This window comes from Nonomuraea guangzhouensis (genome assembly GCF_019396345.1).
Taxonomy (GTDB): Bacteria; Actinomycetota; Actinomycetes; order Streptosporangiales; family Streptosporangiaceae; genus Nonomuraea; species Nonomuraea guangzhouensis.
This window is the reverse complement of the sequence record NZ_JAHKRM010000054.1, coordinates 42,200-53,798: the sequence shown is the minus strand read 5'-3', so window position 1 is coordinate 53,798 and position 11,599 is coordinate 42,200. Positions and strand designations below refer to the sequence as shown.

General features: G+C 67.5%; 16 protein-coding genes and 2 tRNA genes. 14 read left to right on the top strand and 4 right to left on the bottom strand.

The window, feature by feature from the left end:
- Positions 1–121: 121 nt before the first annotated feature.
- Entirely contained in the window at positions 122–667 is a 546-nt protein-coding gene (locus KME78_RS59440; protein ID WP_219539160.1) for a flavoprotein, read from the bottom strand.
- A gap of 361 nt (positions 668–1,028) precedes the next feature.
- Between KME78_RS59440 and KME78_RS59435 the strand changes: the two genes are divergently transcribed.
- Positions 1,029–1,625: a hypothetical protein gene (locus KME78_RS59435; protein WP_219539159.1), complete on the top strand. Its 597-nt coding sequence runs from the start codon at positions 1,029–1,031 to the stop codon at positions 1,623–1,625.
- Between the two features lie 215 nt (positions 1,626–1,840).
- Here KME78_RS59435 and KME78_RS59430 read toward each other — a convergent pair.
- Positions 1,841–1,914, bottom strand: a tRNA-Gly gene (locus KME78_RS59430).
- A gap of 89 nt (positions 1,915–2,003) precedes the next feature.
- Here KME78_RS59430 and KME78_RS59425 point away from each other — a divergent pair.
- Positions 2,004–2,077, top strand: a tRNA-Pro gene (locus KME78_RS59425).
- Positions 2,078–2,197: 120 nt separating this feature from the next.
- Here KME78_RS59425 and KME78_RS59420 read toward each other — a convergent pair.
- Both KME78_RS59420 and KME78_RS59415 read right to left on the bottom strand, forming a co-directional pair.
- Positions 2,198–3,382 (bottom strand): site-specific integrase, encoded by a 1,185-nt coding sequence (locus tag KME78_RS59420; protein WP_219539158.1) that lies wholly within the window; start codon positions 3,380–3,382, stop codon positions 2,198–2,200.
- The gene (locus KME78_RS59415; RefSeq protein WP_219539157.1) at positions 3,357–3,875 is read right to left on the bottom strand and encodes a helix-turn-helix domain-containing protein; all 519 of its coding nucleotides are present in this window, start codon (positions 3,873–3,875) and stop codon (positions 3,357–3,359) included. The genes KME78_RS59420 and KME78_RS59415 overlap by 26 nt, the downstream gene beginning before the upstream one ends.
- Before the next feature lie 136 nt (positions 3,876–4,011).
- Between KME78_RS59415 and KME78_RS59410 the strand changes: the two genes are divergently transcribed.
- The 12 genes from KME78_RS59410 (at position 4,012) to KME78_RS59355 (ending at position 11,595) form a co-directional block, all read left to right on the top strand.
- Positions 4,012–4,230, top strand: coding sequence for a hypothetical protein (locus tag KME78_RS59410; protein ID WP_219539156.1), 219 nt, complete (start codon positions 4,012–4,014; stop codon positions 4,228–4,230).
- 92 nt (positions 4,231–4,322) lie between these two features.
- Positions 4,323–4,757, top strand: a complete 435-nt coding sequence (locus tag KME78_RS59405; protein WP_219539155.1) for a hypothetical protein — start codon at positions 4,323–4,325, stop codon at positions 4,755–4,757.
- Positions 4,757–5,803 (top strand): bifunctional DNA primase/polymerase, encoded by a 1,047-nt coding sequence (locus KME78_RS59400; RefSeq protein WP_219539154.1) that lies wholly within the window; start codon positions 4,757–4,759, stop codon positions 5,801–5,803. Before KME78_RS59405 ends, KME78_RS59400 begins: the two co-directional genes overlap by 1 nt.
- Positions 5,800–7,278, top strand: a complete 1,479-nt coding sequence (locus KME78_RS59395; protein WP_219539153.1) for a DNA primase family protein — start codon at positions 5,800–5,802, stop codon at positions 7,276–7,278. Before KME78_RS59400 ends, KME78_RS59395 begins: the two co-directional genes overlap by 4 nt.
- 154 nt (positions 7,279–7,432) lie before the next feature.
- Entirely contained in the window at positions 7,433–7,810 is a 378-nt protein-coding gene (locus tag KME78_RS59390; protein WP_219539152.1) for a hypothetical protein, read from the top strand.
- On the top strand, positions 7,807–8,040 hold the full coding sequence (locus tag KME78_RS59385) for a hypothetical protein (RefSeq protein WP_219539151.1): 234 nt from the start codon (positions 7,807–7,809) through the stop codon (positions 8,038–8,040). Before KME78_RS59390 ends, KME78_RS59385 begins: the two co-directional genes overlap by 4 nt.
- Before the next feature lie 80 nt (positions 8,041–8,120).
- Entirely contained in the window at positions 8,121–8,519 is a 399-nt protein-coding gene (locus KME78_RS59380; RefSeq protein ID WP_219539150.1) for a hypothetical protein, read from the top strand.
- Positions 8,516–8,935: a hypothetical protein gene (locus tag KME78_RS59375; RefSeq protein ID WP_219539149.1), complete on the top strand. Its 420-nt coding sequence runs from the start codon at positions 8,516–8,518 to the stop codon at positions 8,933–8,935. The genes KME78_RS59380 and KME78_RS59375 overlap by 4 nt, the downstream gene beginning before the upstream one ends.
- A complete protein-coding gene (locus tag KME78_RS59370) occupies positions 8,932–9,396 on the top strand; it encodes a hypothetical protein (RefSeq protein ID WP_219539148.1) in 465 nt (154 codons plus the stop codon). The genes KME78_RS59375 and KME78_RS59370 overlap by 4 nt, the downstream gene beginning before the upstream one ends.
- Positions 9,397–9,529: 133 nt before the next feature.
- The gene (locus KME78_RS59365; protein WP_219539147.1) at positions 9,530–10,138 is read left to right on the top strand and encodes a hypothetical protein; all 609 of its coding nucleotides are present in this window, start codon (positions 9,530–9,532) and stop codon (positions 10,136–10,138) included.
- Between the two features lie 477 nt (positions 10,139–10,615).
- Positions 10,616–11,410, top strand: coding sequence for an E3 binding domain-containing protein (locus tag KME78_RS59360; protein WP_219539146.1), 795 nt, complete (start codon positions 10,616–10,618; stop codon positions 11,408–11,410).
- Positions 11,407–11,595, top strand: coding sequence for a hypothetical protein (locus KME78_RS59355; protein ID WP_219539145.1), 189 nt, complete (start codon positions 11,407–11,409; stop codon positions 11,593–11,595). Before KME78_RS59360 ends, KME78_RS59355 begins: the two co-directional genes overlap by 4 nt.
- Positions 11,596–11,599: the final 4 nt, after the last annotated feature.

Below are 11,599 nucleotides of genomic sequence, written 5' to 3'. Positions count from 1 at the left end.
GCTCGATCCGCTCCCACAAGCTGTCCGGCACGATCCACGGCAGTTGCTCGCCCTTCTTCACGCGAAGATCAACGACCTGCAGTGCCAGAAGACACGCCTCTAGATCATTTTGTTAGTAGCTCTAAGAGCCCGATTCGCCAAGTTCGGCGAGCGCGCGTTTCCAGGGGAAGGCGTCGATGAGGCCATCTCCGAAGCCCGGGTCGTGCGGCTCGACCTGGCCGGCGGCGCCGAACACCACGCGGACCCCTTCGGAGCGCAGACCTTCGATGCTGCGTACGAAGGGCGCGCGTGCGGCCAGGGCGCTGTTGACGAAGGGCATGACGACAACCGGAATCCCAAGCCCCGGTGCCTCGGAGAGCAGGCCAAGGGCATAGGTGTCGGCGATGCCCTGGGCGAACTTGTTGACGGTGTTGTAGGTCGCCGGCGCGACGATGATCGCGTCCGCTCGTGGCGCCTTCGGCTCGTCCGGCCTGCGGTACTGGCTGAGGACGGGCCGCCCGGTCTGCCGCTCCAGGGCCGGACCGTCGATGAAGGCGAGCGCGGAGGGCGTGGCGATGACCTGCACGATCCACCCTTCCCCCTGAGCCATGCCGACCAGCCGGCCGACGTCCCCGGCAGGTCCGGCCGCACACACGATGACGTAGAGAACCTTGCCGGATCGGGTCACCCGCTGCCCACTCCCCACGTGATCTTTGTCGACGCGAATTCCCGGCTGGTGATACAGCTCTGGAGGTTGCCTCGCTACTCGTCGCCCGACGATGGTCGCAGGCGGCGGCGGTACCTGTATATCAGCGCTTCCCCGGAGGTCATGAAGCAGCCGGCGATCATATCCACGAGCATCAGCTTGGCACGCGGGCAACACCCTCGCCACGCCCACGGGAGCTCATGACCGCCATCGCGCCGTTTCACCGCCCCTGCCCTTTTAGGCGTCTGTAGGCGTTCTGGACCAAGCTGGGCGGCTCGGCCACGATGAGGCGATGACGGAGAATGGATCAGCGCAGCGGCCGACGGCGAGCGGACGAGCAGGCATGCGCCTGAACTGGACGGCAGTGAGCGCGCTTGCGGCTGCGTTCGCCGCCGTGGTCGCGCTGGTCGCCTACCTTGCGCCGCCGGCCCAGCCTCCGCAGTCCCAGCCCGACGCGGTGGTCCCCACCCCGGCCCCGCAGTTACCGTCATCGGATCCGGTCACCACCCCGGCCCAGCAGTCACCGTCATCGGACCCCGTCACCACCCGGCCCGCACGGCCGACCCCATCGCCTAAATCCAGTACGCCCAAGCCACCAAAGCCAAGCCCCACGCGAGCGGTCGCCCCTTCCTCCGAACCGCTGTCAGCGGTCCGGCCCGGCGGTTGCGACGAGGCGGCGACGGCGCTGACCGCATACCGCCGGAACGCCGGGACCGTCCGCAGCAGCCAGGCAGCCGCGGCTCAGCAGACATCCAGCGACCTGATGAGCGCGGTACTCGACGCGGAAGGAGCAGTGGGGTCGAAAATCAGCCGGCTGGCCGCCGAATTCCGGGAACTGAACTTCCGCTTGACCGGCATGACCGGCGGCGATCCCAACCAGGTGATCACGGATATCAATACAGACGTCGCGGAGCTCAACAGGTTGTGCGAATCCAGCTGACCTGACGACACATCACAGCCGGCCTGGCACGCGACCACGGCTGCCGAGCACTCCTCCACGCGAGCTGCGCTGATCCACCGGCACGCGACACAGGACCGACCAGGCCATCGCACAGGCGCTCGGCAGGGCACCGAAAGAGCACAGAAGATCGAGAAGAAGTAGCGGAGATCACGAAGGCCAGGTCATCCCATGGGGCTGACCTGGCCTTTCGCCTTTGGAGCGGACGACGGGAATCGAACCCGCGTAGCTAGTTTGGAAGACTAGGGCTCTACCATTGAGCTACGTCCGCGCGAACCAGTCGGAGTCTGGTCTAGACTTCAACCGGTCGTCAGGGCGTAAGCGTACCGGAGTCACGGAGCGCGTGCGTACCCGGCGAGACGGGGCGTGGCGCAGCTTGGTAGCGCGCTTGCTTTGGGAGCAAGAAGTCGCAGGTTCAAATCCTGTCGCCCCGACAGATGGTTGCAGGTCAGGGCCCTGATTCACTTCGGTGAGTCGGGGCCTTTTGGCTTCCGTCTCACAATCTCTCACAATCGGCTGCCGACCTCGGTACCCGCTGGAGTGTGGTACCCGCCCTATCCGAGCAGCGCGTCGAGCTGCTCGGTGGCCGCCCTCAGGTGACTCATGTCCGGGTGGATGTACACCCGCTTGGCCAGCGTGCCGCCGTCCGCGTGACCGGCCCACGCAGCGAGCACCACGTCCGGCACTCCCGCCCCACCCAGGAAGGTCAGGCAGGAGTGGCGGCAGTCGTACAGCCGCACCTCGCCCTTCCCGCGCACGCCCACCTTCTCCATCAGCTCGTAAGCCCTGCGCCGTAGCCAGTCCGTCCGCTGAGGCGCCCCCAGCTCGTCGACAAGCACGTAGCCGCTCGCGCTGTACGCGTCACCCGCCGCGAGCCTCTCGGTCGTCTGCAGCGTCTTGAACGCCTTCAGCGCGGCCATCACCACGCCCGGCCCTGGTAGTCCGCGGTTGCCGGCGGCGCTCTTGGCGCCCTTCTCCTCTACCTGGCCGTCCGCGAGCGTCCGCGTGTTCTTCCCGGCCGCGATCGTGCCCGCCTCGAAATCGACGTCTATCCAGCGCAGCCCGCACACCTCGGCCGGCCGCAGCCCAAGCAGGGACAGGAGCATCACCGAGAACAGCCGCTCCTCGCGGATCCCGGCAAGGAACGTCTTCACCTCCTCCGTCGTCCACGGCGTGCGCTTGGCCTGCGTCTCCTGCTCCGCCTTACGTGCGGCGCGAGGGATGGTCACGAACGCGGCCACGTTGCGGACGACCAGCTGCCGGCGCACGGCCACGTTCAGCGCCGTACGGAGCTTGCTCAGGGTCAGCGACGCCGAACGTACGGACAGGCCGGTGCCGGGCGCCCCGCCGCGGCGGCGAGCGCCGGTCAGGATCCAGTCGACCAGTTTCTCGACGTCGGTCTCGGTGAGGCTCTGTAGCAGCCGTTTGCCGCACCGCTCGCGTACGGGTAGCAGTGCGTCGCGGTAGTTCGCCGCGGTGGCCTTCTCCACATCTCTGGTGGCGCTGGCCAGCCACTCGTCGAGGAACTCGTCGACGGTTAGCTTGTGCGGCCGCACGTAGGTGCCGCGGTCGCACTCGTGCTTGATCCGGGCGTACTCGGACTTGGCTTGCGTCTTCGTATTGAACGTGCAGGTCTGCTGCTTGCGCTTGCCCGTCTCTGGGTCGTGACCGATGTCGATCACGAACCTGTAGCGGACCGTGCCGTCCTTGAGCTCAATTTTCTTGATCGGGTCTGCCATCTGTCTCGGGCTCTCCCTTCTGGTCCTTCTCGGCTTGAGCCAGCCACTCGCGGTCCTCCGGGTCGAGCCACTCGCGGAGTGCGGCCTCAGCCCGATCCTTGGGCATCCAGTGCAGCCTGTCAGCGAGCTCTCCGGGGGTGATCGGCTGAGATAGGAATCCGTGGCCGCCGATCCATTTCCGCGCCTGGCCCACGGACACCCGCACTTCCGGCGTGATGTCGTAGGGCTGACTGTCGGGTGCGTCGCCGGGGATCAGCAGGTCAACGACGGCGACGCCGAGCACGTAGGCCAAGGCCACCAGGTCGTCGGCGTCGACGCGCCGCTCCCCCCTCTCGATGCGCCGTAGCCCGATGAGGGGGATGGGGTGGCCGAGCTCCTTGAGTCGCTCCACCAGTTCCACGTACGTGAGCCGCTGGCCTTGCCTCAAACGCTGGATGTTCTGCCTCAGCACCTCGCTGGGTGTGCGCTGCTCATTCGTCATGCCGAAAAGCATGGCATCAAAATGACGCGCGGTCCAATCAGTCTTGAGAGTCCCCAGCGGTCTATATGAGCGCTATCATGAGCAACAGACGCATCATTCTGCGTCAGTAGACGCTCAAAATGAGCATTCGAGGTCAAGGGGATCCCGCATGGCCGAAAAGAACCGACCGACCCTCGATGAGATCCGATCGTGGCCGCCGACGGTGGACGTCACCCCCGCGGCATTAGCTGTTGGCGTGTCGCGGGCCCACCTCTACGGGGAGATCAAGCGCGGCACTGCTCCCATCCGGACGTTGCGTGTCGGCAAGAGGACGAAGGTCATCACCAGTTCCATCATCGCTCTGCTCGATGCGACCGCAGCGGAGTAAAGGCGTGAGAAGGCGTGAGACGACCGCACAACGTCGCAGGTCAAGGGGTTGCCAGAAGGGCGCACTTGTCCTGTGGTCAAGGGGGATTCGCGATGCAGCCGCCTGACAACAAGAAGAACGGGCCTCAGGGTCGCACCCCTGAAGCCCGTACCGAGAAGAACAAGGCCGCCCAGCCCGTCGAAGCTCTCTCGTCTGCCACGGTACAGGCTGGCGGCGCCGAATTCAGTACCTCGGAGCAGACCGCGTTGCTGGCCCTGTTCGCCGATAACCCGCTGGGCGTGGCTGCCCGGGTCATCCCGCGGAGCCGTTCGGCGTTCGCCGATCTCTGGGCGCCGGACGCACCGGCCGGCAGGCGAACCATGTGGACGCTGGTCTTCCGCTGCCCGCTCTGCCACTGCCACCATATCGGCCGCGCCGAGTCCATCGAGGCCGCCCGAGGTAAGCGCCGTGCTGGCTGTGGCCGCATCGTCAGGATTCGGATCCGCCGCGTGTACGACGCCCGTCCCGTCCAGGCGGTGAGTGCCTGATGCCTAACGCGTACGACCTTCCCGCTGCGGCGACGGCCCTGGCTGCCGCGACATGGGGAGTGTTCCCCCTGGCTGACGGTGGGAAGTTCCCGCGCGCCGGGTGCCCTGACTGTCAGGCGCCTCTGCCGAGCCACGACCCTGCGTCTTGCAGGCACGAGCAGCCCTGTACGACCCCGGCCGAGATCCACGGGGTGGGGCGGTGCCGGGACCGCCGATGCCAGACGCCCAAGTGTCCGGGCCCGCACGTCTGCGGGCACGAACTCTGTCACGGCGTCCTCGACGCGTCCTCCGACCCGGAGATTGCGGCCGACCGGTGGCGGCGCTTCCCGCGCGCCAACATCGGCCTCGCCATCCCGGCCGGGCTGTTCGTCGTTGACATCGACCCGCGCCACGGCGGTGACGCCCACCTGACTATCTTGGAGCAGCAGTACGAGCCGCTGCCGGGGACGCTCACGACCATCTCGGGACGCGGGGACGGTGGCGAACACCGGTTCCTGCGACGTCCGCCCGGCAAGCTGAGCGCGGTACGGCTACGGAACACGGGTGTCGACCTCAAGACGCCAGGCTCCTACTGCGTCGCCCCGCCGTCCGTGCATCCCTCCACCGGCCAGCCATACCGGTGGGTTGACCCGGACGTGCCGCCCGCCGAGCCGCCCCGGTGGCTCGTCGACCTGGTGACCGCCACCGCCCCGACGTCGCTGGCCAAGCGGCCAGCCCCGCGTCAGACCACGTTCTCCGGCACCTCGATCGCCGACACCTTCACCAGCTCGGCGTCGTGGACGGACATCCTGTACGGCCACGGCTGGACGTGCCTCGACCTGGATGGCGACGACGACGGCGCGCGGTGGCGCCACCCCACGGCAACCGCACCGATCTCGGCCACGATCCGCAACGGGTGCCTCTTCGTCTACAGCAGCAACACCCCGTTCGAGCAAACCACCACGGGCGACCAGCACGGCTACACCCGCTTCCGGGCGTACGCAGTGCTCAACCACGCAGGCGACCTATCCGCCGCCGCCCGCGCACTCAGGAAGGGGGCCGCGTGAGCGCGCCCAACATCAGCGGCTACCACGAGCCGCCGGCCCAAGGTCCGGACGCGCAGGATGACGGCGGGAGCGAGATATTGGCGGCGCACCTGCCGCTCGTCCTCGAAGAGGACCCCGCCCCGTCGGAGCCGTACACCGAACTGGGGCACGCCCGCCGCCTGGTCGCCGCCTACGGGAACGACCTTCGCTACATCCCTGTGTGGAAGAAGTGGATGGTGTGGGACGGCGCCCGGTGGCTGGTCGACACGACCGGAGAGACCCAGCGCCGAGGTAAGGCCGTCGCTCGCGGCGCGCTGGAGTGGGCACAGAAGGTGGACGATGACGACGGCGGCAAGGCTATCGTCGCAGCGGCGAAGCGGCTGGAGAGTTCTCGCGGCGTGTCCGGCATTCTGACCCTCGCTGGCACCGAGAAGCTGATCGCCCTCGATCCGTCCTCCCTCGACGCAGATCCGTATCTGCTCAACTGCGCCAACGGAGTGCTCGACTTGCGCACCGGCGAGTTGCTCGAACCTGACCCGATGCTGCATCTGACCAAGGTGACCAAGGCCGCGTTCCGGCCGGACGCTGAAGCCCCCGAGTTCCTCAAGACCCTTGAGCGGATCTTGCCCGACGAATCGGTCAGGACGTTCGTACAGCGACTGCTCGGCTACAGCCTGCTCGGCGTCGTGCAGGAACACGTCCTCGCCGTCTTCTACGGAGTGGGGGCGAACGGGAAAGGAACGTTGCTCGGGTCGGTTGACTACGTCCTCGGCGACTACGCGGTCACCCCCGACCCCGAGTTGCTCGCCGAGCGGTCCGGCAACTTCCACCCCACCTCCAGCGCAAGCCTGTTCGGCGCTCGCCTCGCAGTGATCCAGGAGTTCGACGAGGGGCGCCGCCTCGCCGAAGGCACTGTCAAGCGGCTGACCGGTGGCGACCCCATCGCAGCTCGCAGGATGCGTGAGGACTTCTGGGAGTTCGATCCAAGTCACACGTTCGTCATGGCGTCGAACTACCGGCCCGTTGTCCGCGGTTCCGACGAGGGCATCTGGCGTCGCCTGCGCCTGGTCCCTTTCGACGTGGTTATCCCCAAGGAGGAGCGTGACGGAGAGCTGCCGCAGCGGCTCCGCCTGGAGGCTGACGGCATCCTCACGTGGATGGTCGAGGGCTACGCCTTCTGGCAGGCGAAGGGCTTAGACGAGCCGGACGCGGTCAAGCAGGCCACCCAGAAGTACCGAGACGACTCCGATGCGGTCGCCCGGTTCATCGCCGAGAAGTGCGTCGTGACCGGTAGGCCACAGTGCAACTCCACGCAGCTCTTCAACGCCTTCAGCGACTGGTGTTCAGCCGAAGGGCTCGACCCGGGATCGCAGACAGCGTTCTCCAACACGCTCGTCCAGAGAGGGTACGACAAGGGGCCGATCGGAGGGCGGATGACCTTCAAGGGAATCGGCCTGATGGCCGACCCCGACAAGCACTCTGACCAGCGCGAATGACGTTCATGGTGAGGGTTGGTGAGGGTCTACGCATTAACCGCCTAGCACGCAAGTTACTCGTCGGTAGGAACTTTGCTAGGGAGTTAATGCAGAAACCCTCACCAACCCTCACCACATCAGCTCTGACCTGCACGGCTGCACCCAAGGAGGGTTAGTGAGTATCGAGCATGAGGACCAGGAAGAGCGGGCCGCCGAGTTCTACGGCCTGCGCCCCTCGAACGCCCGCGTCTGCCCCCGCGTCGTCGCCGGCAAGCGGTGTCTCGCCAACAGCGGCGAGTGCGTCTGCTTCAACCATCAGCACGTGCTCGACCACGGCCGAGTCTGGCTCGACAAGGGCGGCAAGCACGTCCTGACCGGCGAGCCGTACAGCGCGACCGGCGACGAGATCGCCGCGCTGGTGGGAGACGTGGCCGCGCTCGGGCTCAAGGTCAGCCTGTCTGGGCGCTCCCTGTGGAATCCCCGCTCGACGCTGCTGATCCGCGTCACTGCGCACGGCAACAGCACCGGCCGTACGGCCAAGGAGGCTTCGTGACCCGCAAGCGGAGTACGAAGACCGTCGACCGCAACCCGGCCGGCTGGCCCCTCGCCGAGTACGACCGCGGATACCCCGGCGTCCAGAAGTGCCGAAGCGTCCTCGACCGGGCGGCCAAAGGGCTTCTGCCCTGCGACGAGCTGACCGTGTGGCGCGTCCGCACCTCCACGCGCGGACTCGTGGCAACCGGCTACTTCTGCGACCAGCACCTACCCCAGCAAGCCCCGTAACCGGCAAAGGCCGGGCTCACCCGAAATGAGCCCGGCCAGTCAGGAGAGATCATATGGGCTCTACCCCGATCGACCTCGGCATGTTCACCTCGGAAGCGGACGGCGAATGCCACCGCTGCGGCGGCGTCTACGAGATCCACGGTCACGCAGCCTTCTACGCCGATCAGTGGACCTGCCCCGACTGTGCAGACGCCTTCAGTCCCGGATTCGGCGACGTCATCCGCGGCTTGGACCGCGTCCTCCATGGCGTGCTCCTCGACATGTTTACCCGCCGAGTCCTCATCAAGGACCTCAACCAGGTGACCTCGGCGCTGCGCAAGCTCGCCAATCTGTTCGACGACATCGCCAACGACCGCACCCACCTACGCCTCAACATCAAGGCCGTCGAAGGCATGGCGCCCGACGAGGACGGCCAGCTCATCGGCGTCAGCATCGACCGCGAAATCGTCCCCCTCGCACACAAGGAGACCGTGAAATGAGCGCCACCGTTCCAGACCCGCGCTTCCACCTCGACGACTTCGCCCGCACATGCCTCAACGAGCACGGAGACGGCTACCGGGCCGGCATCCAGTGGATGGCCACCCACCCGGGCAAGACCGAAGTCGCAGCCGTCGCCCGCGTCTGGCGCGACCTGTGGGACGGCGGCCCGACCGGATGCGAAACCCGCTACTACAACGCCGACGAGTTCGAAAGCTTCATCGACTACCTCGACGGCGGGCCGTACGAGCTGCGCGTGTTCAACGGCATCACGGCGATGGCCGAACTCAACCGGGCGCAACGCACCGCTTACCCGGCCTGGCCCGAGCGGGCGTTCGCGATCAGCTTCGACTCCACCCACCTGCTCGGCTTTGCTAACGCCTGCAACGACGCCTTGAGGATGGGGGCGAACCGATGACCGACATCCGGCCCATCCGCCGCATTCACCACGGCCCGTTCATCGACTGGGCGCTCCACGACGACGGGTACGCCAGCGAGTTCCTGGCCGGCTACCAGGCGACGATGAAGTGGTTCGCCGAGGGCGCATACGTCGCCGAGGCGGAAGAACTCGCCGACATCTACCTGTCCAACCGGCCAGGCGGTCCCAACTACGCCGCCGGCTCGTCCATCTACGTCAACGCAGACTCGTTCCCGTCACTGCTCATGTGCATGAACGGCCGAGACGGGGTGTACGAACGCAAGTACGGCCAGCGGCTCCCCGTGAAGGACGGCAAGGCACTGACCGCCGAGTTCGTCGAGGACTACGGCGGCGACCCGTCCGAGTGGGCGTTCCCGGCACGGACGTTCTACATCAACCCCACCCTGCCGTTCCACGACGGCCTCCTCACCGCCGTAGGCCACCTGCTGAGGCGCACCTGACCATCGGGCGCCTGGACGTCCAACGGGGGCTTCCAGGCGCCCCAGACGTTCCACATCGACACGCACGACCCCAAGGGAAGTACCGGAAATGCCGAAGCCCATGAATCTGCCCTTTGCAGATGGAACGTATGCAGTGCCGGACCCTGACGATCCGGACGTGGTCACGTTGTGGTGGGCGACTAGTAGGCGGTTCTCGGCGTGGCCGCTCGGGCACAGGTGGGCGCCGTTCCCCCCGCCTGCTCCTGCGGGGCTTGACCCGGCCGAGCGTGGGGCGTGGCGGCAGGAGTGGTACGACCGCGTGTACTTCCCGTGGAAGGAGCGGGTGATCGACGCCATCGCCGATGACCCTGCCGCCGCGGCGGCCTTGTTTGATGAACGGGTGCCGCCGGCCGACCGGCCCACCGTTGATGCTCTGCCTAGGTCGCGGCCGAGTGTCTTCCCTCGTCGCCGTAAACGGCGGAGTGCTCCTGGTGGTGGGAAGTTGGCGGCCAGGAGGGACAAGGCGGCTCGTGAGGCGTTCCTGGCCGCCTCGCTGGACGACGAGGGCAGCACGGTGGATGGGATCGCATCAGCTCTCGGCTTGCCGAGAACGACCGCGTGGCGGCGTCTGAAGGCGGGACAGGCGCAGTACGGCGCGGCGCTGGCCACCCTGCGAGCGCTGCGGTCCCGGCCTGATCCGTTCACGCTCGCAGCGGACCATTTCGGGGAAGACCCCAACATGGTCGACGGGGGCGAGCGGTGATGGGCAGCCCTGGCGGGTGGGTCGACCAGGTCGGTACGTCCCTGCCTGGCGGGTGGGTGCTGCTGTCGCCGACCAGCGCCAAGCACTGCAAGAACGCGTTGGCGTTGGCGGTGCGGTCGTCGAGGCGGGATGCGATCCCGCTGCCTGCGGCAGTGCGGGCGCTGGTGTCGCTGCTGGCTGTAGCGGTGGAGACTTCCGGGCTTCCGGTGACGGAAGTGCCGAATGGGACGTCTGGGTCACTCTCGGGGCGTTCGGGGTTGGGCCCCACAGCGTCCATGGGTGCGGGAATAGGCCCTCGCTCACTCGTGGACGTCGGCTCTGCTGCAGCGCATCTCGGGATCACGGATCGCGGTGTCCGTGACCTGTGTACCCGAGGTGCGTTGCCAGCGGAGAAAGTTGCCGGCCGCTGGCTGATCGACTGGCCCGACCTTGAGGAGTTCGCGCAACTGCGCGCGGCTCGTCGAGAGGGATCGTCGAATGGCACAGCCGCCCACGGAGAAGCCCAAGCAGGGTGACCCCCCAGAGCCGTCGCCCAGCACGCGGCAGCTCGCCAAGAGCCTGACCATCAACCTGGCGAGAGTCCAAGGCACCGGTTCAGGCGGGATGGTCACCAGGCAGGATGTGCTCAACGCGCACGCTGCGATGGTCGCGAGGGGACGCGAGTTCGCCAGGCGGCGCGAAGCACGCCGTCAAAGCGCCACGTCCGCCCCGTCCCCGTCCGCGGCGCGGCCGAAGACGCCGCCGCAGCGCCGGACAGCTCCTGCCGCCGCAACTGGGGTGTACGCCGCCAACCCGCTGATCGTGCAGGCCCGCGCGGAGCCGGGTGGCAAGCGGCGTGTCGCCGCAGCGGAGGGACAGGCGCCGGCGCCGACGCTGTTCCTGTCCGGCGACTTGCCGGCGTTCACCGCCTCCGGCGTCGACCCGGACGAGCTGACGAAGGTGCCGTGGTACGCGCGCCACCATCTCGCCTCGCTCTCCGACAAGGCGGCGGTTGAGCAGTTGGTGCGGGACTACTCCGGCCCGGACGGCGACGTCATGGCGCAGACCGACGGTGTGGCCGGCCACCGCGGCAACCACGACTACGCAGACCGAATGCGGGAGTGGCTGGATCGCGGCGACGTCGCCGCGGCGCAGGCTAGCCAGGATCGGTTGTGGCGGCAGACAAAGGCCGCTCGGCAGCAGGCGCAGGCCACGCGCGAGCAGGGGTTCACCACAGAAAACTTCGACGGCCTCTTCTCGGTGCAGGCGCCCGACGCCAAGGGGTCGCTGTGACCGCGACCCGCTACCAGGTGACTGCCCCGTGCGTGACGCACATTCCGACGCAGAGCTCCCTGTCGGGCAGAGGCGGCGGCACCCTCGTGACCTTGTACTGCAGGCAACTGCTGCCTGACGGGGTGCCCGAGGAGAAGGTCCGGCAGCTGCTCGACTCGGGGCTGATCACAGAGTTCGACGGCTGAGGCG